The organism is Brucella sp. NBRC 14130 (assembly GCF_040371715.1).
GTDB lineage: Bacteria > Pseudomonadota > Alphaproteobacteria > Rhizobiales > Rhizobiaceae > Brucella > Brucella intermedia.
Genome location: NZ_BAABTE010000016.1, coordinates 12,445 through 34,319, shown reverse-complemented (window position 1 = coordinate 34,319; position 21,875 = coordinate 12,445). Strand labels below are relative to the sequence as shown.

Sequence of the window (21,875 nt, the reverse complement as noted above, 5' to 3'; positions counted from 1 at the left end):
AGAATCAGATTCCGGCAATCAGGCCGGTTCGTCCATCAAAATGACAACGTCTTCATAACCACCCTGGTCGAGGTCGAGCGCGGCGAGCGCGACGCCCTTGTCGTCCGGATCGACAATGCTCATCACCACGGAAGCAGGTCCATCGGCAATGCGCCCGATCTGTTCCGAAGACGACGGACCACACTCTACGACGACAAAATCATAGACGGTTTCCAGCGCGTCGAGAATGAGCGGCAGGCGATCGGCGGAGCGCATGGCGATTTCGGGATCCGCCTCCCCTAGCGGCACAACGTGAGCCTGTGAGAACCGGTCGCTGTGGATGACCTCGTTGAAACGCCGCTCGCCGGACAAAAGCTCGGTAATGCCGGGCAGATGCGTACCATCCAGCATGGCCAGACCTACGGTTCCCTGAGCAGTCATATCCACGAGAATCGCGCGCTTGCCGCGATCCGCGAATTCACGCAACAGACGCACCGTCCCCGCCGATGCCTTGTCACCTTCGGGAGAAACAACCACGATGCGCTTCTCCTTACCGCTGGCAAGCAGATCGGCGACAGCTTCCACACCATTGGGATTATGCTGGCGCGTTTCGCGCTGGCTGGTCTTGTCCCGCCTGTTCATGGGAAACTCCTCCACGGTTTTCCGTGTGTCCGATACCGGCGGCCTCACCGCAAACGGCATATTCCACGAACGGCGCGGCGCCACAATTGTTTCATTCGAAACTGCATCGCCGCCTTCGGCTCTCGATGGCGGCACGGCAGCGGCTTCGGCGGCAGCGGCAATAACCGGCATTTCGATTTCCTCCACTGCGGCAGCCCTCTGGCCACCGGTCGTCACGAACGCCCGGCCGCTGAACAATTCACGCAGCAGAACGAAAATAGACAGCAGCAGCAGGCCCGCCACGAAAGTCGAACCGACGATCGGCAGTATCATCGGATAATAGGGAACCGCCGGGGTTTCGGCGGAAGAAAAGACGCGGGCATCGACCGGCACATAGTTGCGGTCGGTACGGGACGCGGCTTCGCGATAGCGCGTCAGATAGGTTTCAAGAAGCTGGCGCTGTGCCGCCGCTTCGCGCTCCAATGCGCGCAACTCGACTTCCTGATCGCCAGCCTGTGCCGCCTGTGCCTTCACCCGGTTCAGCTCGCGATTGAGTTCGTCCTCGCGAAGCTTTGCTGCGGAAACTTCGTTGTCGAGGCTGGCAACGAGCTTGCGGCCTTCGTTCCTGATCTGCTGGTCGAGATCAGCAAGCTGCGAACGCAGCGCCTTGATACGCGGGTGACCGTCGAGAAGCGTCGTCGAAAGATCGGCAATCTGGGCATTGAGCTGGATGCGCCTTTCGGCAAGACGCTGCATCATCCCGGAAGCCAACACATCGGGCAGCGTGTCGATGGGCGCACCGGAGGCGAGCGCCTTGCGAATGCTTTCCGCCTTTGCTTCCGCAGAAGCGCGGTTGGTGCGAACCCGGGTGAGTTCGGTCGAGACTTCAGAAAGCTGCTGTGTCGCGATGGTGCTGTTGCTCTGCCCGGTCAGAAGCCCGCGCGAAGCACGGTAGTCCGCAACCTTCCTTTCCGCATCGCGGACACGGTTGCGCAGGTCGTCAATTTCAGGGGCGAGCCAACCGGTCGCATCGTCGTTCGATTCAAGCTTCGCGGCCTGTTGAAACAGGATGTACTGATCGGCCAGCGCGTTGGCGACATTCTTGGCCGTCTCCGGGTTCGCCGACGTATATTGAACCACGATGACGCGCGAAGCAGTAACGGCAAAAACCTGCATGTTCTTGCGCAGTTTCTGCAAGACGCGCTCTTCCGGGGTCAGACGCTCCGGATCGGTCCGCATGCCAAGCATGATGAGAACGCGGGTCCAGGGCTTCACTTCCGTTGTCGTGAAGGCTTCGTTGCTGGTCAGCTTGAGCTCGTCGGAAACTTTCTTGAGAAGATCGCCGGAGGAGAACACTTCGACCTGGCTCTTCACCCCTTCGGCATCGAAAAGCGGCCGCTCGGCAGAGGTCTCGCCATTGGGGCGAGTATAGATGGATTCACGGGCCTCGATCATGAGGCGGGCTTCGGCGCGGTAATCCGGTGTCAGGAGAAGGCAAATGGCCCAGGCAAGCGCCGCCATGAGAAGCGCGCCGCCCACAATGAACAGCCAGTGACGGCGCAGGCTGGAGAACAGCGCACCGATATCAATATCTGCGTCCCTTGATAACGGATCGACTTCTGCCATTCCCCATTCTCCATGGACTTCGCGAGTGCGCTTGCGCGCGTGATCGCTCTCGCCCGCGTGGGATGAAACACCCCCGAATCTGGGCGGAAGGTAAAGGAACAAGGTAACCAGAGGGTTAAGCAGGGTAAGTTCGCCACCGTGACGAAGCATAAAGATTTTGCGCCGGACCCTGTCTTCTTTACCAGCCATTAACCCTAATCAATCGATAACGCTTGCAACCGATATTCGTAATCGCGCTGGCAGTACCGCGTCGATTGCGTGCGTTGAGAAATATTGCTTTTCGGAAGAACCGAGGCGGAAAATGACGGCGAAGACAATTCAGAACAAGCGCAAAGGCCACACTCTGCTCGTGGCACTCGGCCTTGCCGCCATGACGCTTTCTGCCTGCTCCAGCTATCGCCCCGCCCCGCCCGCTTTCCACGAGGCGCTGAACCAGCCCTATATGCTGGATGCCGGCGACCGTGTGCGTATCACGGTTTTCGAGCAGCCGAGCCTTACCAATACCTATAGCGTCGATCAGGCTGGCTATATCGCTTTCCCGCTCGTGGGCAGCATTCCGGCACGCGGCAAGACATCCAAGCAACTGGAAGGCGTCATCGCATCCAAGCTGCGCGGCGGCTATCTGCGCGACCCTGACGTCAGCGCTGAAATCGACCGCTATCGTCCGATTTTCGTGATGGGCGAAGTGGGTGCTGCCGGCCAGTATTCCTATGTTCCGGGTATGACCGCGCAAAAAGCGATCGCCGCAGCGGGCGGTTTCAGCCCGCGCGCCAATCAGGAGAATGTCGATATCACGCGCCAGTTCAACGGCAAGGTCCTGACGGGCCGCGTGCTGATCTCCGATCCCATCCTGCCGGGCGACACGATCTATGTGCGCGAACGTCTGTTCTGATGGCGATTGATGGCTGATGATACCAATGCCTCCCCGCTGCGCATCCTCCACTGCTTCCGCGAACCGACCGGCGGGCTCTTCCGCCACGTCCGCGATCTGGTGGGCCTGCAAGCGGAAAAAGGCCACGCGGTCGGCATTGTCTGCGACGCAACGACCGGCGGTCCGCGCGAAGACGCGCTTATGGAGGAATTACGGCCAAAGCTCGCGCTCGGCCTTCACCGCATTGCCATGCAGCGCCATGTCGGACTGGGGGATGCAGCGGCAGCCTACAAAACATATCGCATCATCAAGAAATTGCAGCCGGACATATTGCACGGACATGGCGCCAAGGGCGGCGTCTATGCGCGTTTGTTCGGCTCAGTCTTACGGGTATTAAGGTCTCGCGTAGCCCGTATCTATTCACCGCATGGCGGAAGCCTGCATTTTGACAGAAAGACGCGCCGCGGCGGCGCCGTCTTTCTGATCGAGAGGTTGCTGGCCCCTCTGACCGATGCGGTGATGTTCGTCTCGAACTTCGAAAAGCGTATTTACGAAGAAAAGGTGGGGAGGCCCTATGGCCTTCATGCCGTCATCTATAACGGCCTGGCCGAAGATGAATTCATGACCGTCGCCGACGCAGCCGGTGCCTGCGATTTTCTGTTCGTGGGCACAATGCGCGAACTGAAGGGACCGGACGTCATGATCCGCGCCCTTGCTCGCCTGCGCGACCGGAACCAGCGCGCCCTCACCGCGACCATGGTGGGAGATGGCGCGGAAAAGCCCGGCTTCATCGCCCTTGCCGAAGAACTAGGCCTTTCCGGGCAAATCCGCTTTCTGCCCGGGATGGCTGCACGCGAGGCCTTTGCCCTGGGGCGTATAATGGTGGTTCCATCACGCGCCGAAGCGTTTCCCTATATCGTTCTGGAGGCGCTCGCTGCCGGAAAGCCCGTCATCGCCAGCAACGTCGGCGGCATTCCCGAAGTGTTTGGGCCTCGCTCCTCCGCACTGGTGGAGCCGGAGGAGGAGGCGCTTGCGGATAAGATGCTGGGCGTTGCGGATGATCCCGCAGCGTTTCGCGCCGCGATGCCGGACGCGGCGCGGCTGCATGAGCGTTTCAGCCTGCAAACCATGGCCCACTCGATCGAGACGATCTATTACGAGGCACATCCCGACCGGACAGTGCCGGAAGATTGAGGGATACCCCTCACCCAACCATCGCGGCGAAGGGTTCCGAGGCGGACACAGCTCTGTCCACTTGTGACCGAAATCCGCCCCGCGCCGCAAAATAGATATAGTGGAAGGCGTCGGCACGCCCGCCGATCAACGATATATCCTCGCGTTGCCATTGCCAGGGCAGCATGTCCAGCTTGTCTTCAAACGGGTCGGATATGGTTGCGGACCAGAACGCGGCGATGCCGTTCGGCTTCAGTGCCCGTTTCACCACCCCGAGCCCATCGTCCTCATAGATGGCTCCGTTGGCAGCGCGGACGGTGAAATCCGGTCCATTATCCGTGTCCATCAGTATGGCATCGTACCGGTCCTGCTCAGCGCGAAGGACATCCATCACGTCGGCAACCCGGACATCGACCCGCGGATCGTTCAGCGGATGATCGGCAAGGTGGCCGATATGGGTCCGGTTCCAATCCACGATCTCTGGAACAAGCTCGCACACCGTCACTCTGGCGTCGGGTCCAAGTAAGTCAAGTGCGGCCCGGAGCGTGAAGCCCATGCCGAGCCCCCCGATCAGCATATGCGACACCGCCCGTCCGTGCAGGCGAAGCGACCTCTCTGCCAATACGGTCTCGGACTGGAAGTTGACGTTCGACATCAATTCCAGGCCGTTATAACGGATTTCATAGATGTGATCGCGTTTTCGCAACAGAATTTCATCGCCGGCATGATTGCCCGCTCTCGCCAGTTCGGCCCAGATAGTCATGATCAACCCTAGCGCGCCTTGCCGAATGCCGCTAACGGCTCGGACAAAACCGCATCAAAACAAACAGTTAATACGACCTCAAAAGGTCGCAGCGTGAATTGCTCTCATCAGGATTTTGGGTCGCTGTGCGGTCAGGCGCGCAGCAACCCCATGACATCGTCCGATCTGGTGCCGATCAGGAGTGGGAAGAGAGCCTGCCTGTTGACGGCAATATGCGCCGAACAGTTCGACGGCAAAATGCCGCTTGCTGCTTTATCTTCCAACGGTTCCATATCACCGTCCTAGGCAATATAGTCCGACAAGGCAAGCCTTGCGGCTGCTTGCGTTGCGACAACTGGCGCATACCAGCAGCGGCTGCCAATGCTCTAACAGTGCGGGCAGAAATCTTTTTATTTTAGCCGTTGCTAACAGTAACGGCTTTCAGTCATGTATTTAATCGAGTGTTTACCTAAGCCATAAGCTTGTCCGGCGACGTTTATATTCTGCTTAGGACTTTGGGGCTAATCACTACGCGTCATTTTATGATCAGGGGCAATGTTGTGCGAGATAATGATGCGCTTTCTCCTTTTGGCCGAAAAGCCATGGAAGCCAGCGGCAAGCAGGATGCCGGGACACACGGTCCCGTGAAACTCGGCCCCCTTGCGCGCCAGATGGCAGAGCAATATCAGCGCGAAACATTTTCGCCGCTGATGCTGAGCGGCGTCATGCGCATCGTGGAGTTCGGGCTCGTCTTCCTGTCCGGCATTGCGAGCTTTCTGCTTTATGTCGGCCTCGGTACGCATCTCATCTTCTATTACCCACTCACAATCATCGCGGGGGGCGCGCTTTTCGTCCTGATGATGGAGATCAACGACGGCTATCAGATCAACGTGCTGCGTAGTCCGGGCCGTTATCTGCGGCGGCTGTTCATCAGCTGGGCTGCCGTACTGGGAACGCTGGCCATCGCCGGCTTCCTGATGAAGTCCTCCTCCGATTTCTCGCGCGGCTGGTTCCTTTACTGGGCGCTCAGCGCCTGTGTTCTGCTCGTGCTCTCGCGTCTCTTCATCGCCTGGAAAATCAAGCGCTGGGCACGAAACGGCACGATGGAACGCCGCGCCGTCATCGTTGGCGGGGGTCCCAATGCAGAACTGCTCATCCGATCACTGGAACAGCAGCCCGACAACGATATCCGCATTTGCGGAATTTTCGATGATCGCGATGACAAGCGCTCGCCGCCCATCGTCGCGGGTTATCCCAAACTCGGCAATATCAATGAATTGATCGAGTTCGCCCGCATTGCCCGTATCGACATGCTGATCGTGTCGCTCCCGATCAGCGCCGAAGCCCGCGTGCTGGCCCTGCTGAAAAAGCTCTGGGTCCTGCCTGTCGATATTCGCCTTTCAGCCCTCAACAATCACCTGCGTTTCCGCCCGCGTGCCTATTCCTATGTGGGCGCGGTGCCAATGCTGGATATTTTCGACAAGCCGATCAACGATTGGGACTCCGTCGCCAAACGCGTCTTCGATGTCGTGTTCAGCATTCTGGGCATCGTTCTGCTGTCGCCCATCATGATCGGCACGGCGATTGCCATCAAGCTGGACAGCAAGGGTCCTGTGATCTTCAAGCAGAAGCGGCACGGCTTCAACAATGAAATCATCAATGTCTGGAAGTTCCGGTCGATGTACACCGAGATGTGCGACCCCTCTGCGAAGCAGGCCGTTACCAAAAACGATCCTCGCGTCACGCGTGTCGGGCGCTTCATTCGCAAGGCTTCCATCGACGAGCTGCCGCAGTTCTTCAATGTTCTGGCAGGCTCCCTGTCACTCGTAGGTCCCCGCCCGCATGCGGTCGCCGCCCATTCGCATAATGTACTCTATAACGAAGTGGTCGACGGCTATTTCGCACGGCACCGCGTGAAGCCCGGCGTCACCGGATGGGCACAGATCAATGGCTGGCGCGGCGAGATCGACAATGAAAACAAGATCCGTATGCGGACGGAATTCGATCTTTATTACATCGAAAACTGGTCGCTCTGGCTTGATCTCAAGATTCTGTTCCTGACGCCGATACGGCTCCTCAACACGGAAAACGCCTATTGACCAGCATTGCGCAAAGGCTTGACGGGAATCCGCGTCCAGCTTTGACGCTGCCAGCGGAGGCGGCGCGCAAACGCGCGCTCAACCGCCTCATCGCCAACAGCGCAATCGGCCTCGGCGTCTTTCTGCTTGGCTTCGTGATGAGCGAGCCTGCGCCGTATGAACTCTACATGGTTGGCCTTATCGCGCTGGCATTGCTGTTCGGCCTGCGGTTGACGCGAACCAGCCTGGTGCTGCTGGCCATCCTCGCGGTGTTCAATTTCGGCGGCATGATCTCGGTCATGCAGATGGCTGACGTCAAGAAAGCCCCCCTCTATATTGCCGTTTCGCTGTTTCTGGCTTTTACATCGGTATTCTTCGCGACGGTGATCGAAGCAGACTACCGGCGCCTGCGAACCATCTTCAACGCCTATCTTCTCGTCGGCATGCTCTCGTCGCTCCTCGGCATTGCCGGTTATTTCGGCCTCTTCCCGGGAGCGGAAAACTTCACGCGTTATGGACGGGCGCAGGGCGCTTTTCAGGACCCCAATGTCTATGGGCCCTTCCTGATATTGCCGCTGACCTGGACGCTTTATCGCATCATGCGCGGGAGCCTGCGCGATGTGGCTGTCTATCTGCCGCTCTGCTGCCTGCTCACGCTTGGCGTACTCGTGTCCTTTTCGCGCGCGGCATGGGCTATGGTTCCTCTCTCCTTCGTCGTATTGTTTGGGGTGCTGTTTCTACAGACCAACAGCAATCGCTTCCGCCTTCGCCTGATCGCAATCGGCCTCCTCGCCGTTGTGGCGATCATTCTTGCGATCCTGATTATCCTGCAGATCCCCGGGGTCGGCGAGTTCTTTCGCGAGCGCGCACGCCTTGAACAAAGCTACGACAGCGCAAGGCTTGGACGTTTCGCGCGGCATTGGCTTGGAATGGTTCTGGCCACGCAGCATCCTCTGGGTATCGGGCCGCTGGAATTCGGGCCGATGTTCGGCGAAGACACCCACAATATCTGGCTCAAGGCCGTGCTCGACTATGGCTGGGTCGGCTTCATGGCTTTTCTGACACTGACATTTCTGACGCTCGCGATCGGATTCAAGCTGCTGTTTCGCAATCGCCCCTGGCAGCCATTTCTATTGGTGGCCTATGCAACCTATCTCGGGCATGTCCTGATCGGCAATGTCATCGATACCGATCACTGGCGTCATTTTTATCTGCTTTTCGGAATTATCTGGGGTTGTGCGGGGCTGGAATACAAGTATCAGCTTTCACTCAAACTCAAAGAAGGCTCAGGAGAGCAGAACCTTGCAATTCGCGATATACGCCGCCGCAGCCCTCTTTGAAATTGCCGGATGCTTCGCCTTCTGGGCATGGTTGAAACTCGACAAGTCACCGCTTTGGCTGGCGCCCGGCATGGTGTGCCTCGCATTGTTCGCCTATCTGCTGACACTGATTGAAAGCAATGTCGCCGGTCGCGCCTACGCGGCTTATGGCGGCATCTATATCATCGCGTCGATCCTTTGGATCTGGTTCGCAGAGGGCGCCCGCCCCGATCGCTGGGATGTGGTCGGCGCATGCACGGCCTTCGCCGGTACATGCATCATCCTGTTCGCGCCGCGCTCCTGATTTCGAAGCTCAGACCTAGCCTGCTGCGCCTATAAGCGAGATGGCTGGAACTCGCCGCCGCCTATCAGCTTCGCGAGACGGGACGGACGCGGTTCTACTTCGATTACCCAGACCGCATATTGGCCCGGCATGTTACACCAGACATTCGCCCGGCGACGACCGTCAATCAGGATGTCCGTGTCCTGCGTGCGGACCACAACCAGACACCCGTTGACATAACGGGGCGCTTCCTCTGTCCGCACTTGCTTTTGTGCTGATCGGGCATCGCTGACTTTCTGCATCTGATCGAGAAGCTCACCAATACGGCGGTTCGACCATTTCTCACGGACGACATTTCCCCGAAACACGTCGACCCGCCGAAGGCCGTAAAGCCGGGTCCACTCGCGCGCCAATCTCTGGATCGCCAGCACTCCGTCGCGATGAAAGAAGAACAACGGCAATATGTTCTCCCAGACCGGCTCGCGATTGACCGCCAGATGCGCCCGCCAGAAATCAAGCGTCTTGAAAAGGTGACTGATTCTCATCCGACGATACCCTCCTTCCCCCAATTTATTAGGAGAGGCATAGCTGCTATCGAAGGTGACAGATTGTCACAATTTCTTCACAATTCCGACACAATGCGCCACTGCCCGGTTGGAGCAACGTTTCCGATTTCGCGCATGACGTAAAGTCGGTGTGCAATTTACCAGTTTCGAGAAATTATCCCTTGCGCACCAAGTCGTTATATTCTACGGCTTTCCCCGGCTCGGAGCGTAGCGCAGCCCGGTAGCGCACTTGACTGGGGGAAAAGTTCCCAGAGAGCCAATTCCACAACGTATTCAGTTAGTTGAGAACTTTACGGATTATCTCACAGGGATTTTCGTGGGACTTTTTGCATTGGTCTGTTCACTTGCAGAAAGTTCGTTATTGACTCTCATTCCTGATGAGAACATTTTAGGAACATCGGAAGGTGGCCCGATAACCTCAGACATGCTTGGTGGCGTGTGTGTCTGCTTCGCTGGAGCAGAACAATGAATGCGGTTGCGCAGGGAAATGAATACGACGATGAAATTGAATTGGTTCTCGCCTACCACAAGGGCGATGCGCGAGCCGCGATAGAGGCGCTTCTCAAAGATCGGGATTTTCTCGTCAAAGAGGTCGCTATAGCCAGCATGGCTGTCAGCCATGGCTATACCCGAGGCTGGAAGCCGACGGTGTTTGTGAAATGAGCGGGAGATCACGCGGTGAGCCCCCGAAGACTCTCATCAATAAGGAATACCCTTTTCAGGTCGTTTTGTATTTGACGGATGAGCTACGTCGAGCGCTTTCGGACGTAATTGCGGAAGAACGCCGGTTAGGGGCCTACTCCTTGCATGACTATCGATATCACGACGGTCATTACTTCTCGATCGTGAAATTCGCGACGCAGGAAGGCCAGGGGGGATTCATTCGGCTATACGGCGGTGTGCCCTACGACCCGACGGACAAGAAATCCAAGCCGTGGGAGACGTACTTTGATCGATGAAAATACGACCTCCTTTTCTGCAAGAAATGCCAGCGTCGACACGGATCATGGATCTGGTCCAGTGGTACGAACTATATGGTTATTGCTGTCGCTGCGGACATATCGGGTCGGTGGATCGGATGATCCTTCTTAGAAAGTTCGGCACACATACCTTCTTCACCGACCTACATGGACGCCTGAGATGCAAGGCATGCACAGCCAAGGGCGATGCACAGTTTGGAATTACGAAGATGCCACGGTGATAAATGAGCGGATACAAGAACGACAACACACATGCAGCAAAGGCTGGCAGCCTGTTTGTGCACCTCTGCGATTCAAAGGGATGCACCGAATGGGGATCGTTCGGTTACAAGACGACATATGGCCAGCTTTGGTTCTGTCGCACCCACAAGCAGGAAGGCGAGGACGCGCTGACTGGACGCCGGAAATAACGGCGCTATGCTCTTCGCAACGAGGAGGCGCGCATGTGCAATCTGTACAACATCACAACGACACATGAGGCAATGCGCCGCCTGTTCCCCAAGTTTGGAGACATGACGAACCGCGTCGATCCGAAGTTGGATATCTTTCCCGACTATCCCGCGCCGGTTTTGCGAAACGTCAAAGCCGATGAACCAGAGCTTGCAATGCTCCGCTGGGGCATGCCGACGCCTCCTATGTACGTCAAAGGCGAAGCGGACAGCGGAGTAACGAATATCCGAAATCTCACCTCGCCTCATTGGCGCCGCTGGCAAGGCGTTGAGAGCAGGTGCGTCGTAACGGCAACTTCTTTCTCCGAATATGGGCAGGAACCCGATCCAAAAACGAAGCGCAAGCCGCTGCACTGGTTCGCTTTGAACGAGGAAAAGCCGCTCTTTGCGTTCGCTGGCATCTGGACCAGTTGGAAAGGTGTAAGAAAGAAGAAGGAAGGGCCGGTTGAGGTCGATATCTTCGCGTTTCTGACCACTGAGCCGAATGCCGTGGTGAAGCCAATCCATCCGAAGGCAATGCCGGTCATACTCCGCACCACAGAGGAAATCGACACATGGCTGCGCGCTCCTTGGAATGAAGCCAAGGACATGCAAAAGCCCCTGCCGGACGCCGATCTTATCGACCTCACGCCGAGCAATGACAATAAGGACGATCAAGCAACCCTATTCTGACGATGATCGAAACAGATCCAGAGAGTCGCAAGTGCGAAAATGGCGCATTACGCATCCGCCTTATAATTGTTATGATTGTCATCTAACTAAACGCTGTACACGAACGAAATAGCTATTTCTGGAACTTCACCGTTCATAAATAGTTGTACATGTACGCTCAGATAGGTGTGTTGACATGCAACAGTGTACACCTATATGCAGTGCTGAAACGAATTGGTCTTGCCATTCCGGCAAAACTGATATTACGTGACCTCACAATCGGGGGTTCGGTTAATGAGTGCATTGAAAAAGGTTGAAACCTATAGCTTGACACATGTTCAGGTTCCGTTTCGAGAAATCGCGCCCGCAGATTATTTCGATGAAATCTCTGATGAGTATTTCGAACTAATCAAGAAAACTGCGAGTTCCCTTCTCGACGACGAAGAATGGGAAGTTGTAGACGGCCCAGCTTGGTGATTAAGTCGTGGCGAATTTTTATAACGTCACGACTGTCCCGTCTCCGTTGTCCATAGTTTGGTGCAAGTTCCCGCTACAGGAATATCCGGAAGTACCGGGTCCCAAATCGCGTCCGGCTTTGGTTAGGGCAGTGTCATATAATAAAGGCCAAACCAAAGCAGCCATAGAAGTTACATACGGCACCAGCCAAATCCGTGAGACTGAATTTCCTCACGATCTCATTATACAGAATCTATCCAGTCTGAATTCGTGTGGTCTCCCGCAAGCCACACGATTTCAGCTTGATAAGACGATAAAGCTTCCTTGGGCGGACAATTTTTTTCAGCCCAGAGAGGGCTACGCTACGCCTGTGATCGGGATATTGGATTCTCAGTCCGTGATGCAGCTTGAAGCGCTTAAGGTGTTACGGCGACAATTTAATCGATAAACTACCGCGCTTCGGCGGGATTCTTCATGGTCTTTGCAAATATTTGCAACTTGTCAAACCTTCTTATCCTGCGCTAGAACGGCCAGTACTTGGTCAAGGCGCTTATTTGTCTCTTTCAGGCCCTCTCTCGTTTCGTCGCGCATTTCCTTCATGCCGTCGCGCAGCTGTTTGACGTGATCATCGAGATCAACGCGGCGGACATACTCGTCTCTGACCCGGTTCACCCGGTCATGTAGCTGATCGTCACCATCCTTCTGAGACTTCGCCAGCGATCGAAACGATGCGATCAATGCGCCGCTGAAGAAGACAATCAGCGTGACGGCTGTGCCCATGAGCCATTTCAAGTCTTCACTCATCGCCAGCAACCCCGCCGTTTTCCGTTTTCGTCATTACCCTCGACCCGTTCAGCCGCTGGCCGGTCCACTTTGGTGAGCGCGACCAGACCGGCAGGCGATAGGTTATTCTGCCTCCAGCCCGCGCAGCTCGTCGCACTGGTCGACTGACAACCCGCGACGACGAAGGGCAAGAACACAAAAATCAAAATCCGTAAGCCCGCGTAATTTTTCATCGTCCTTGCCCCTTTCCTTTTCGGCTTTGACGGTTTCGCGCAATTGCTCAGAAACGGCTTGCTGACGGCCTTCACGCTTTCCGGTGAGATATCCAGCCGCCACAAGCAGAAACGCCGCCAGAACGGCAGCGAGCGAGTATTTCAGCCAGTTCGGGATCAGTCCCCAGAGCGTATCCATCAGCCGATTTCCGCCTGCAGGTCTTTCACGGCCTTGAACAGATCAGCACGGCGCTTGATGCCGTAGATCGCAAATCCGATGATGGCCGCACTGAAAAGAAGCTGGACGCGCCAATCGAGGCCACCAAGGAACGACCCCGCACCGCTGATTGCCGACATGATGCCAGCACTGGCCCATGTCCAGACTGTCTTGCTCTTGGATGGTTTTGTTCCAAGCTCGCCGGGATCGGCAACGACAGGCTTTTCGACTGTGACGACTTTGGGGGCCACGACAACCGGCTGAACGGCGCCAGAAGTCTTTACCTTATTCAAAACGGCTTCGACCTTTGCCGGAGAGACAAGCGACTTATTCAGCGCATCGCCAGCATAGTAGCTCTGGCCCCGCTTTAGATCGCGGTGAGCGCCCTTCGTCGCGGCAAGGACCGGCAGAGAAGCCCATTCCTGCGCCAGACGCTTGCCGAACTCCGTGCGCGTGATCTTGCCGGCCACATAGGCGTCATATCCGCGGCGTTTTAACAGATGATAGGCGAGCCGGTCTTGCAGATTGGCGTCAAATATCTGTGTGCCGCGCAAACCCAGCTCACGGGATAGGTCTTGCAATGTGGCGCGCATGAACTGGTATCGGCCTGACGCCGACGATTTGAAACGCTTGGTGAAAGACGCCTGCGCATCGACCAGTTCGCCAATTGTCATCTGAGTGATCGGTTTTGGCAACTTGTCCTGATTGTTGCCGTAAATCACATCATAGCCGCGTGGGGCTTCTATCCCGCCGATAAAGTCGAGCAGAAGCGCCGCGCCTGCTGGCACGGTTCTATCCATGGTGGACACCTTTCGATGGTTTCAATTGTCAAGCAGTTGAGAACTGCTCAATGCCGCACTAGGTATACATCGCGCATCGGCCCTAGGCCCCCGCCCATCCGATGTGCGCCCCGGTAGCCCCCGCTGCCGGGGCTTCTTTTAATTCGCAGCAGTGCTATCTCTATGGGAGCACTGACCAACCTTCTGACGTGACTCGATGGTCTGTGTTGCCCCGGTTGCGCGTCATAACTCGCAGCCGAGGTTTCATTTTAGACTTTGCCGGTTAGATGGCGGTGCGCAACGTTCTTGCTAGCCATGTGCGAAGTTGCGTAGCCTCGGCAGCCGCACGTTGCCGGGGTTTCTTTTTCATTGAACGAATGTTCCGCCCGTTCGTTGTCCTTTCGCGGTTGATTTAATCAACGCGGAGGAATGACGATGATTGAAAATGGTTTTGACATACGGCGCGAGGATGATGGCACGTGGAGGGTCATTGATGTTTTCAACCATCAGACTGTTTTCCACGACGGACATCTGCAAAAAGGGCTTACAGAACAGCAGGCAAAATTCGTACTTGATATCCTCAGCCGCAAGTACGCCGAGCGGCATAACGAAGGTGGATCGGGGCGGCTTCCCTGAGTGGCCTCAGTCGGAGTTAGATTATGGACTGGATTATCTGGATCCCGACAGTCGCGATACTGACATGGGTCGTTATCGTAATGGCTATGTGGCTGAAAGACCGTAACTAACTTGGGTTGGGTCACCGCCATATCAGTACCCCGCCTCCCAGTCGGCGCGGTGTGTCGAGTGAGCGGTATCGGTTATTCAGTGCCATGCCCCACTCCCTTTTTCTGAATTGTGGATGGATGCGTGAAGGGGGCTGACGGGTCTCCATATGGATACCGGCGGGATCGCCCCAGGGATATTGGCAACACATTGCGGCCTTAGTTGCTTTCCTGCACCATAAGGCGCATGGTGATTGTCACGACAGCATTTGAAACGGGCGCTGTTGTTCAGGCTTTCAAGAGCCTAGCCCGCAACAAAGGAGGGCATCATGTCTTCCACCGTCTTGAATTCAAGAAACATCACTATGATTTCCCGCATTCTCAGGGACGCTCGCCTGCCAGGCGACACGCAAGATTTGCGCACCGATGCAGCGCGATATCTTACGCGCCGTTTTCAGGAAGGCACCTTTGATGAAGATCGTCTCAGGATCGCTTTGCAACAGTTCATCAAGAAGCATCGGACAATGGCCAAGGCCATTGATCGGTGGGACGATGAAGGGGGAGCCTCTTAAGCGCTTAGACAATGAGGCAATGAAGCGGGGTCCCTATTATTGCTGTTCTATTGAGGTGCCAGACTATGCCGGCACCTTCACTATGGATTTCATCGATCTTCTGCATCTTTAGGCCATCAGCAACTCCGCCGCCCGTTCCTCACCAAACAACTCCGTCGCCATCTGCACGAGCAGCGGCCAAAACTCATGATCGGAACGGAAGGTGTTGGCGGTCAGGAAGATTTGACGGGTGCGGAAAGGCTGCGTAGCCATGGCTGCGTCAACCTGTTCGGCCTCGGCCTCGGTCAGACGTTCCCATAATGTGACGGCGGGTATGACGGTTACCGTCATAGGTTCTGGGTATTCTGGCGCTTCTGGCGACATAGCAATCTGCAACAAAGCCGGAATATCTCCCGCCGAATGGGCCGAAATCTGGTATTCCTTCTCACCTACGCGAACCTTATAGAGCGCGCCCAGATCGCCATAGTCCTGAAGCACTTCAAGATCATAGTTTGTCATGCGCCGTTCCTCGTTCTTATAAGAATAACAGAAAAATTCGCGGCACCGCCTTGATTGAAGAAGGCATAGCCGTTTTCATTTTGCGCCCATGTAAAGTTTCCGGCATTATGTGTTCCCACTTGAAAGGCGGTGGTAACTGATCCGCCACCGCAAACGATACCCACAGTACCGCCTTGGTTTATGTTGGTGACAATCATTAACCCGGAAAAATTGTATGCAATAAAAGGACTACCCTGAGCTATTGTTATGGCTGACGTGCTGCTGAGAGCGTAAACTTGTCCGGTAGGAGGCGGGAGTACGATTGACTTCCCCATATAAAGATCATCGGTGACGCCTAGACTGGCTTGAACAGTATCGCCCGCCTTGTTCAATGGTGTATAGCCCAAAGACGTTACGGCTGGCGTCGTACTGGCAAGCATCGTGCGCGCTTGCTGGGAAATATCCGCCAGCGCTGCACTATTGGCCGCATCAAAATATGGGAGCTTGTTTGCAGCCGCAGTTCCGGCCAACTTGAGCAGCACGAGCGCGGCTGCTGTGATATCCGACTGCGTGAGATTGCCAGAGCCGTCGGTGTTCAGAATTTTATTCGCCGCCAACGTCAGCGCCGCCAGCTTGCCAAGGCTGCCGTTCGGGTCTTGGATGCCGAAGGTAGACGTATCGACAAGTTCATATTGCCCGGCGGGGCCGCCGACGAGCGACTTGCCTTCCTCGACGCCGAGTGCCGCAATACCAGCCAAGGTGCCGTCACCCAGAAGCTCGATGAGGGTAGCTGCCTGAGTGCCCACGCGGGTGCCGTCGGCAAGCTGTCGAGCGCGATACGGACCATCAACAATGCTCGTGCCGGTCCATGGTTCGGTGAGCGTCAACTGAGTGTCGCTGTCGACACTGGCGATGACGGCCGTCAGGTTCTGGATTTGAAGCGTGTCGCCTTCCCGAAACCGCGTGACTTCGAAAAGCGTCCCGGTGCCAGTAACTGTCGCTGAGCCATTGGCAAGCGAAATCGTTCCCGACGTGTAGTCGGACAAAACAGCCATAGGTTTTTCTCCTGAGAGCTTAGAGCGTCGTGGCGCTCAAGATGTAGTAACGGACGCCGATGGGGTCCGGCAGATTGTAAAGAAAACTGCCGGTCGATGTGTCGATTGTCGTGGGCGCTCCGGGGCTGATGTGAATGACGATCCGGTTAGTCTCGACAACGGTCACACATGACTGGCTTGTAGGTTGCCAAGCATTAGTGTTTGGCAGGCGCACATACTGATGAAAACCCTGTGTGATCCGCTCCGGCCAGTTGCACATCACCTTGGGGAAAATGAACTGCCCCGAACCGTCAAAATTCACGATGGCTGCATGAGAACCGTACTGGCTGTCCACCACGTTTGCAGTCGAAAATGACGATGCCGGTATCCATCCCTCAAGCATGACGCGCATTGAAGGGAAGCGGGTATCCACGAGAATATCATTTCCCGTCGGGCCCGTGTCGCTCGATCCCGGCCTCTTGATCTGGACCCCGCCATTATTCAGCCTGCGCAAAGTGCTGCCGCCACCGGACGAAAAACCGTCGGTGCTGGTCGCATAGACCATGTATCGGACATATACGGCATAATCACCTTCGACACTGAAGGTTATGCCGTTCGGGTCGATCTTGTAGAAGACCTTCATCTGCCGTCCGGTCTTATTGGCCGTTCGATCAACAGCCGGGATGGTAAAATCCAACCCCTGCAACGCCACGATTGTGTCAACGAACATTGTTTCGTGCAGAGGGAAATCTGTTGTTCGCGGCACGTAAACCGAAGTGTTTGCCGGTATAAGACCGGTTTGCCCCATCATGACGCACATATTCGGAACGCGGGTACTGGTGAATATGCACTGCCGAGCGGTAGCGGTATCGACCGTAAATCCCCGTCGTGTGAGAATTGCGACCGATGGATTGATCCGAAGCATATCCTGTCCGGCAACCGGCGTTGCATCTGGCGCGGGGATAGCGGCGTTGTTTGCGGGCAAGTCCCATTGACAGGTCAATGCCCGATAATAGCCGCCACTATCGGAATTGCTCAATGCGCAAATATATGGTCCCTCGTTGTTAGTGATGCGGCCCACCCAGCCCGTATAGCCAAGGTCGGGATGAATGCTTCTGAACCCTCGGATGTTGTTACCTCCCGGCCCGGTTGCGCCAGGGGTCGCGTAGCAGATGTCAGAATTATAGGCGCGAACCGTTTGAACGCGGTCCTTATTGCCTGATGGGCTATCGATGTGACCAACACGCACTCGCCCAAAGCTGTCCATCAGCTTCGCCTCATAAATCGGTACGATTGGCATGTCCGGAAAGCGGGGGAATATCTCGTAAGACAGAAAGTAATCGCTGCCGCTCACTGTCTGATTTACTAACGCCCGCCTTGCCTGCGAAGCAGACGCGCCTTCAATCACATAGAGATTGCCGTTTACACCAGTAGAACCGGGGTAAACACCCGGATTGAAACCCGTCGAAAAATAGAACTTGTCCCAGATATAGGACAGGTTCTGTGTCTCGGAGTTGAAATAGAAGCGATTGTAAGCCGAGTTTGCGAGTGTCAGCGGATCGTCCGTATCGTACTTGAGGATTTTCAGGACCGATCCGACGCCCGGTTTCCATCCCATAAAAAACAAGCCCATCAGAACACAATCCTTATGTCTGCGAAGTTGTCATAACCGCGCAAGACCATCTTCCCGTTATTGGCTTGAAGGATGTCGAACTTGAGAGTGCCCAAGCGCGCATTCTGGATGTAGACCTCCCCATTCTGGACAACGAATGGATAGGTGTAGCTGCCATTATTGTTTGGATCGGCAATGGCAAACTGATTGGCAATGACGATGAACTGGCTGCCCGTCGGCGTGACGTTGATAAACCAACCGGCCTGTTTCCACTGATCTCCGGTATTGATGCGAGCGTAGGCCGATATCTTGGCCGACGTGCCGCCCGCGCCAACTGTGGATGTCATGCGCCAGCCAGAGTTAGCCACGGTTCCGTCAACAGACGCATTCACGTCAGTGATTGCATCCGCGATGGCGGTCATGTCGCCTTCAACACCATCAACACGGGCTGACAACAGCGTCACCACGCTTGCATCCGCCTTTTCGTCGAGTTCGGCGTTCAGTTGTGTCAACTGCTGTACGATGGCGCTGTTCGGTCCCGTCGCGACATAGATGTCTTCGGACCACGAGGCTTTCGCCTTGCCGTAGGTGCTGGCAAGTTCGCGGCGAAGGGAGCGACTATCTGCATAACCGGCCAGCATGCCGTCAGCGGTCTTGGTGGCGTTTTCCTGCGCTTGCCGAATAATCTCGCGCCGGTCATCGGTCATCCAGTTGACAAGGCCCTTCACGTCGCTGTCGAGCCGTTCATAGTCCACGGGGCTTTCGTCGCCGCGAGCGTCCAGCGTAGTGAATGGAGTTGCTGCCGACCACGCCACAGCGCGCCCATTATCGACACGCAGCCGAGTACGCACAAACCAGTCAGTGAGCGAGGTCAGGCCTTCAGATAGAACAACATTGGTCACATCTGACGTGACAAACCGCGTAAACACCTGCGTTGGGTCATTGGCAGGCCAGTATTCGATGTTAACGCCGATGACCGAGATATCTTCGATAGTGTCCCAGAGCAACCGGGCTGCCGGGATTTCTCCCTGTCCATCCGCAACCACCTTAAATGGAATGACAAAGAAGTTCTGCACCTCGGACAGATACTGCGGTGGCGGGACCACGATAATGACAGGCGGATCAGTTTCGTAAGCCGTCGGGTCAAAAACACCATTGCTGATCTGTTGCAATGCAATCGAAATGTCGCGAGCGCCGTCGGAATTGATCCCGCCAAGCTGTCGGGTCAGAACCTGATATGTCCGGTCGCCATACTTCGCACTGTTCCAGCGAACCCACCGGCCTTCCTTGATCGTATCGAGGAATTTCGGGTGAACGACGATTTCCGCCGATGCCTGATAACGAGCGCCACGAATGGCAATATCAGCCAGCCTGTCCACCTGCCGCACATCGGTGACAGCGGCGTAAGGAATGGCACTGGCGAGCGTTTCCCGATCTTCGGCTACCGCTCCTTCATCAATACGAGTTGCCGCGTCCTTGGTCTCGTAGAAGTCATCCGGCGACACATAAGAAGCCGCAACCGTATTGATGAGTTCGGTACGCTTGCGCTTGGCGCTGAACCGCAAGGGAGCGCCACGCTTGATATCGTCATCGGTGATGGTCGCAACGATGGCCTGCGGAGCGCCCGCAATCGGAAACTCGCCATCAACGCGTTCCACCCACGAGCCGCACATGGCTTCAAGGATGGGCGTCAGGTTGGCGTCGTGGTTGGCACCGGGGCCATCCTTGGCAATCGCATGGGCACGATAACGCTTCGAACCATCCGACATGACTTCGTCGCAGATGTTCGCAGCTTGGGTATATTCTGCCAATGGCAACCGGCTGGCACGAACGGCCTTGCCGACCATGCGCTGAGTGCCGTTGAAAAAACCGCGCTCCAGATTGTAAATCTGAATGACCGGATTATCGGAATATTCCCAAGTGCTCTGATCGTCCCAGCGATGCGCGCCTGATCCGCCGATCGTACTGTCTTTGCGCCAGTCGTAAAGCGGCGCACCGACGACTTCGAACAGCAGTTTTGCCGGAGAGGTCAGGCCGTCGCCATTCTTACGCAGTTCGGAAAACACGACGGCATAGGCAACGCCTGCACCGCGATGGTTCGCAGTCCAGCGACCGGCCGGACGGGCATTGCTGATCAGCGTCGGCTCCGCCTGCTGGTCCATCGTGCCGTAGAAGAACTTGACGCGGACGTTATCGTGATCGTCGCCACTGGTTCCTTCGTTCGGCACAAGCCAGTAGCCGTTGGCGTCCTGCTGGCTCAAGATGCGCCATTGGCCATTGTATCGAACACGCGGAACAGCCGTAATGCGGAAGCTCGACAGAACGAACACGTCCTGTATCAGACGCCCACCCGACCCGTAGCTGTTGCGGTAAATGTGATGGCCTTCAGTCGCGCAGGTACCGAGAATGACCGAGCGCGGGATATTGGCACCATACTGGGTTTCCAGTTCCGATGCGCGGCTCTGGGTCTTCGGAGGGAAAAGCGCATTGACCGCATATTTGAGTGCAATGCCGAATGCGGTCTGCGCGATACCGGCGAGGATCGGGCTTGCAGCAGCCCATGCCGCCACGCTCGACACAAGACCGCCAATCGCGGTGAAGATAGGCGCTAAAAATGGCATGCGACAGCCTCATGCAGGCGCAACAAAAAAAGGCCCGCTGCTGGCGGACCTTCAAAGGCGCAAATTGTCGTGTTGGTTACAGGCCGACCCTATAGGCCTGCTCGATATCGGTCACGGGGAAGAACGTAAGCCCATGCGGCTGTTTCACCGCGAAGCCGGAGCCACAGATGAACCCGGCGACATATTCGTCATTGATGCGGATAACGCCCACATCACCCCGGCGGGCAGAGAGCCGATTGACCGGCTCAAGCTGGAGGTAGGTTTCGAATACGTCCTTGACGTTCTCACAGCCATTGGCGCGCATCTTCCGGGCTGCCCCGGCTTCCGTCTTGTACTTGCCACGAAACTCAGCAAGCGGGTCTTCGCCGGTTACGGCCTTGATGGCATCGGCGGCAGTCATGAGGCAGTCCGAAACGCCCCATTCCGGCGCGATCGATACATGAGCCGTCGCAAGGTCTTCCAACGCCCGATCCCAACCGGGAACCCTAGCCGAATTTGATTTTGAAGAACTCATTCTTGATCCTCGCGGCGTATTCGAAAAGCATGTCACCGGGCGACACAAGCTGCTGGTCCTCATGCGAGGCGTAGCGGTAGCCCTCGCGGAAGTTGTCGACCGCGCCCGTTTCAATGTGGCCTTCTAACCAGACCTCATCGCTTTCTTCGCGGTGGTCGATGTAGTCGACATAGCCGTACCAGGTCGGCTCGGCATGAAGGAAAGCGTTGTTGTCTGGGTCGAAATAGAAGTCGTAGAACGTGACAGGTCGATTTTTATAATCTTCTTGCTCGATCAATCCGAGCTTATCCGGCGTCAGGCCGAAGTCGGCGGCAGCGGGCAGGCGCATGGTGACTGGTTGGGCCGCCGTGCCAAGCGCGTACATTGGCTCATCTATGTCGATGATGGTGTTGCCGTGATAGGTCAGGCCACCATAATCGACACTGCCCTTGCCTGAGAAAAAGCCATAGGTGCCGGTGCCGAACTCGAACTTTACGGCAGATGCGATCTTGCCCCTGCCCTCGTTGAGCAGTTGCTGTAGACGTGCTGGGAAGGCCAT

At 56.2% G+C, this 21,875-nt stretch carries 24 protein-coding genes; 11 read left to right on the top strand and 13 right to left on the bottom strand.

Translation table 11 applies throughout. The annotated features are described in order from the left end of the window. Positions 1-18 precede the first annotated feature (18 nt). Complete coding sequence (locus ABWW28_RS23370; protein ID WP_113463533.1) at positions 19-2,226, bottom strand: exopolysaccharide transport family protein; 2,208 nt, start codon at positions 2,224-2,226, stop codon at positions 19-21. A gap of 301 nt (positions 2,227-2,527) precedes the next feature. Here ABWW28_RS23370 and ABWW28_RS23365 point away from each other — a divergent pair, with 301 nt between their 5' ends. Then, positions 2,528-3,118 carry a polysaccharide biosynthesis/export family protein gene (locus ABWW28_RS23365; protein ID WP_025091383.1) on the top strand — a complete coding sequence of 197 codons (591 nt, stop codon included), beginning with the start codon at positions 2,528-2,530 and terminating at the stop codon, positions 3,116-3,118. Between the two features lie 9 nt (positions 3,119-3,127). Then, positions 3,128-4,291, top strand: a complete 1,164-nt coding sequence (locus ABWW28_RS23360) for a glycosyltransferase family 4 protein (RefSeq protein ID WP_353392492.1) — start codon at positions 3,128-3,130, stop codon at positions 4,289-4,291. A gap of 10 nt (positions 4,292-4,301) precedes the next feature. Here the strand turns inward: ABWW28_RS23360 and ABWW28_RS23355 are convergent, their stop codons facing one another. Both ABWW28_RS23355 and ABWW28_RS23350 read right to left on the bottom strand, forming a co-directional pair. Beyond that, positions 4,302-5,033 (bottom strand): spermidine synthase, encoded by a 732-nt coding sequence (locus ABWW28_RS23355; protein ID WP_113463531.1) that lies wholly within the window; start codon positions 5,031-5,033, stop codon positions 4,302-4,304. A gap of 131 nt (positions 5,034-5,164) precedes the next feature. After that, entirely contained in the window at positions 5,165-5,305 is a 141-nt protein-coding gene (locus ABWW28_RS23350; RefSeq protein WP_021587771.1) for a hypothetical protein, read from the bottom strand. Positions 5,306-5,554: 249 nt separating this feature from the next. Between ABWW28_RS23350 and ABWW28_RS23345 the strand changes: the two genes are divergently transcribed. From ABWW28_RS23345 to ABWW28_RS23335, 3 genes are read left to right on the top strand one after another with little or no spacing between them, the layout of a single operon-like run. Further along, on the top strand, positions 5,555-7,111 hold the full coding sequence (locus ABWW28_RS23345) for an undecaprenyl-phosphate glucose phosphotransferase (RefSeq protein WP_424945372.1): 1,557 nt from the start codon (positions 5,555-5,557) through the stop codon (positions 7,109-7,111). Then, the gene (locus ABWW28_RS23340; RefSeq protein WP_353392489.1) at positions 7,108-8,430 is read left to right on the top strand and encodes an O-antigen ligase family protein; all 1,323 of its coding nucleotides are present in this window, start codon (positions 7,108-7,110) and stop codon (positions 8,428-8,430) included. The genes ABWW28_RS23345 and ABWW28_RS23340 overlap by 4 nt, the downstream gene beginning before the upstream one ends. Continuing rightward, the gene (locus ABWW28_RS23335) at positions 8,393-8,713 is read left to right on the top strand and encodes a YnfA family protein (protein WP_006466505.1); all 321 of its coding nucleotides are present in this window, start codon (positions 8,393-8,395) and stop codon (positions 8,711-8,713) included. Before ABWW28_RS23340 ends, ABWW28_RS23335 begins: the two co-directional genes overlap by 38 nt. A gap of 29 nt (positions 8,714-8,742) precedes the next feature. Here the strand turns inward: ABWW28_RS23335 and ABWW28_RS23330 are convergent, their stop codons facing one another. Further along, positions 8,743-9,237, bottom strand: coding sequence for a hypothetical protein (locus ABWW28_RS23330; protein WP_353392487.1), 495 nt, complete (start codon positions 9,235-9,237; stop codon positions 8,743-8,745). 486 nt (positions 9,238-9,723) lie between these two features. Here ABWW28_RS23330 and ABWW28_RS23325 point away from each other — a divergent pair, with 486 nt between their 5' ends. The 4 genes from ABWW28_RS23325 (at position 9,724) to ABWW28_RS23310 (ending at position 11,815) form a co-directional block, all read left to right on the top strand. After that, positions 9,724-9,921, top strand: a complete 198-nt coding sequence (locus ABWW28_RS23325; RefSeq protein WP_353392486.1) for a hypothetical protein — start codon at positions 9,724-9,726, stop codon at positions 9,919-9,921. 541 nt (positions 9,922-10,462) lie between these two features. Then, on the top strand, positions 10,463-10,648 hold the full coding sequence (locus ABWW28_RS23320) for a hypothetical protein (protein ID WP_353392484.1): 186 nt from the start codon (positions 10,463-10,465) through the stop codon (positions 10,646-10,648). 33 nt (positions 10,649-10,681) lie between these two features. After that, the gene (locus tag ABWW28_RS23315) at positions 10,682-11,359 is read left to right on the top strand and encodes an SOS response-associated peptidase (protein WP_353392482.1); all 678 of its coding nucleotides are present in this window, start codon (positions 10,682-10,684) and stop codon (positions 11,357-11,359) included. A 273-nt stretch (positions 11,360-11,632) separates the two neighbouring features. Continuing rightward, entirely contained in the window at positions 11,633-11,815 is a 183-nt protein-coding gene (locus ABWW28_RS23310; protein ID WP_353392480.1) for a hypothetical protein, read from the top strand. A 480-nt stretch (positions 11,816-12,295) separates the two neighbouring features. Here ABWW28_RS23310 and ABWW28_RS23305 read toward each other — a convergent pair whose 3' ends face one another. From ABWW28_RS23305 to ABWW28_RS23295, 3 genes are all read right to left on the bottom strand, one after another. Further along, positions 12,296-12,598, bottom strand: a complete 303-nt coding sequence (locus ABWW28_RS23305; RefSeq protein WP_010660185.1) for a hypothetical protein — start codon at positions 12,596-12,598, stop codon at positions 12,296-12,298. A 102-nt stretch (positions 12,599-12,700) separates the two neighbouring features. Beyond that, positions 12,701-12,988: a hypothetical protein gene (locus ABWW28_RS23300; RefSeq protein ID WP_353392478.1), complete on the bottom strand. Its 288-nt coding sequence runs from the start codon at positions 12,986-12,988 to the stop codon at positions 12,701-12,703. Then, positions 12,988-13,806 carry a lysozyme family protein gene (locus ABWW28_RS23295; RefSeq protein WP_280135167.1) on the bottom strand — a complete coding sequence of 273 codons (819 nt, stop codon included), beginning with the start codon at positions 13,804-13,806 and terminating at the stop codon, positions 12,988-12,990. Before ABWW28_RS23295 ends, ABWW28_RS23300 begins: the two co-directional genes overlap by 1 nt. A gap of 408 nt (positions 13,807-14,214) precedes the next feature. On the opposite strand from ABWW28_RS23295, the gene ABWW28_RS23290 reads away from it, so the two are divergent. Both ABWW28_RS23290 and ABWW28_RS23285 read left to right on the top strand, forming a co-directional pair. Further along, complete coding sequence (locus tag ABWW28_RS23290; protein ID WP_113341838.1) at positions 14,215-14,421, top strand: hypothetical protein; 207 nt, start codon at positions 14,215-14,217, stop codon at positions 14,419-14,421. 415 nt (positions 14,422-14,836) lie between these two features. Beyond that, a complete protein-coding gene (locus ABWW28_RS23285; RefSeq protein WP_113341839.1) occupies positions 14,837-15,079 on the top strand; it encodes a hypothetical protein in 243 nt (80 codons plus the stop codon). Between the two features lie 108 nt (positions 15,080-15,187). Here the strand turns inward: ABWW28_RS23285 and ABWW28_RS23280 are convergent, their stop codons facing one another. The 6 genes from ABWW28_RS23280 to ABWW28_RS23255 all read right to left on the bottom strand — a co-directional run bounded on the left by ABWW28_RS23280 (position 15,188) and on the right by ABWW28_RS23255 (position 21,875). Continuing rightward, complete coding sequence (locus ABWW28_RS23280) at positions 15,188-15,577, bottom strand: hypothetical protein (RefSeq protein ID WP_353392475.1); 390 nt, start codon at positions 15,575-15,577, stop codon at positions 15,188-15,190. Beyond that, positions 15,574-16,611, bottom strand: coding sequence for a hypothetical protein (locus ABWW28_RS23275; protein ID WP_353392473.1), 1,038 nt, complete (start codon positions 16,609-16,611; stop codon positions 15,574-15,576). The genes ABWW28_RS23280 and ABWW28_RS23275 overlap by 4 nt, the downstream gene beginning before the upstream one ends. Positions 16,612-16,630: 19 nt before the next feature. Next, entirely contained in the window at positions 16,631-18,223 is a 1,593-nt protein-coding gene (locus tag ABWW28_RS23270) for a hypothetical protein (protein WP_353392472.1), read from the bottom strand. After that, on the bottom strand, positions 18,223-20,823 hold the full coding sequence (locus ABWW28_RS23265) for a phage tail tip fiber protein (RefSeq protein ID WP_353392470.1): 2,601 nt from the start codon (positions 20,821-20,823) through the stop codon (positions 18,223-18,225). Before ABWW28_RS23265 ends, ABWW28_RS23270 begins: the two co-directional genes overlap by 1 nt. A gap of 76 nt (positions 20,824-20,899) precedes the next feature. Continuing rightward, positions 20,900-21,337, bottom strand: a complete 438-nt coding sequence (locus ABWW28_RS23260; protein ID WP_502904594.1) for a DUF6950 family protein — start codon at positions 21,335-21,337, stop codon at positions 20,900-20,902. Further along, positions 21,309-21,875, bottom strand: coding sequence for a hypothetical protein (locus ABWW28_RS23255; RefSeq protein ID WP_006469214.1), 567 nt, complete (start codon positions 21,873-21,875; stop codon positions 21,309-21,311). The genes ABWW28_RS23260 and ABWW28_RS23255 overlap by 29 nt, the downstream gene beginning before the upstream one ends.

Bases quoted from the DNA above. Each gene is read 5' to 3' on its own strand.
- ABWW28_RS23370 (WP_113463533.1), bottom strand. From the start codon at position 2,226: ATGGCAGAAGTCGATCCGTTATCAAGGGACGCAGATATTGATATCGGT.
- ABWW28_RS23365 (WP_025091383.1), top strand. From the start codon at position 2,528: ATGACGGCGAAGACAATTCAGAACAAGCGCAAAGGCCACACTCTGCTC.
- ABWW28_RS23360 (WP_353392492.1), top strand. From the start codon at position 3,128: ATGGCTGATGATACCAATGCCTCCCCGCTGCGCATCCTCCACTGCTTC.
- ABWW28_RS23355 (WP_113463531.1), bottom strand. From the start codon at position 5,033: ATGACTATCTGGGCCGAACTGGCGAGAGCGGGCAATCATGCCGGCGAT.
- ABWW28_RS23350 (WP_021587771.1), bottom strand. From the start codon at position 5,305: ATGGAACCGTTGGAAGATAAAGCAGCAAGCGGCATTTTGCCGTCGAAC.
- ABWW28_RS23345 (WP_424945372.1), top strand. From the start codon at position 5,555: ATGATCAGGGGCAATGTTGTGCGAGATAATGATGCGCTTTCTCCTTTT.
- ABWW28_RS23330 (WP_353392487.1), bottom strand. From the start codon at position 9,237: ATGAGAATCAGTCACCTTTTCAAGACGCTTGATTTCTGGCGGGCGCAT.
- ABWW28_RS23325 (WP_353392486.1), top strand. From the start codon at position 9,724: ATGAATGCGGTTGCGCAGGGAAATGAATACGACGATGAAATTGAATTG.
- ABWW28_RS23320 (WP_353392484.1), top strand. From the start codon at position 10,463: ATGAGCGGATACAAGAACGACAACACACATGCAGCAAAGGCTGGCAGC.
- ABWW28_RS23315 (WP_353392482.1), top strand. From the start codon at position 10,682: ATGTGCAATCTGTACAACATCACAACGACACATGAGGCAATGCGCCGC.
- ABWW28_RS23310 (WP_353392480.1), top strand. From the start codon at position 11,633: ATGAGTGCATTGAAAAAGGTTGAAACCTATAGCTTGACACATGTTCAG.
- ABWW28_RS23305 (WP_010660185.1), bottom strand. From the start codon at position 12,598: ATGAGTGAAGACTTGAAATGGCTCATGGGCACAGCCGTCACGCTGATT.
- ABWW28_RS23300 (WP_353392478.1), bottom strand. From the start codon at position 12,988: ATGGATACGCTCTGGGGACTGATCCCGAACTGGCTGAAATACTCGCTC.
- ABWW28_RS23295 (WP_280135167.1), bottom strand. From the start codon at position 13,806: ATGGATAGAACCGTGCCAGCAGGCGCGGCGCTTCTGCTCGACTTTATC.
- ABWW28_RS23290 (WP_113341838.1), top strand. From the start codon at position 14,215: ATGACGATGATTGAAAATGGTTTTGACATACGGCGCGAGGATGATGGC.
- ABWW28_RS23285 (WP_113341839.1), top strand. From the start codon at position 14,837: ATGTCTTCCACCGTCTTGAATTCAAGAAACATCACTATGATTTCCCGC.
- ABWW28_RS23280 (WP_353392475.1), bottom strand. From the start codon at position 15,577: ATGACAAACTATGATCTTGAAGTGCTTCAGGACTATGGCGATCTGGGC.
- ABWW28_RS23275 (WP_353392473.1), bottom strand. From the start codon at position 16,611: ATGGCTGTTTTGTCCGACTACACGTCGGGAACGATTTCGCTTGCCAAT.
- ABWW28_RS23270 (WP_353392472.1), bottom strand. From the start codon at position 18,223: ATGGGCTTGTTTTTTATGGGATGGAAACCGGGCGTCGGATCGGTCCTG.
- ABWW28_RS23265 (WP_353392470.1), bottom strand. From the start codon at position 20,823: ATGCCATTTTTAGCGCCTATCTTCACCGCGATTGGCGGTCTTGTGTCG.
- ABWW28_RS23260 (WP_502904594.1), bottom strand. From the start codon at position 21,337: ATGAGTTCTTCAAAATCAAATTCGGCTAGGGTTCCCGGTTGGGATCGG.
- ABWW28_RS23255 (WP_006469214.1), bottom strand. From the start codon at position 21,875: ATGGCCTTCCCAGCACGTCTACAGCAACTGCTCAACGAGGGCAGGGGC.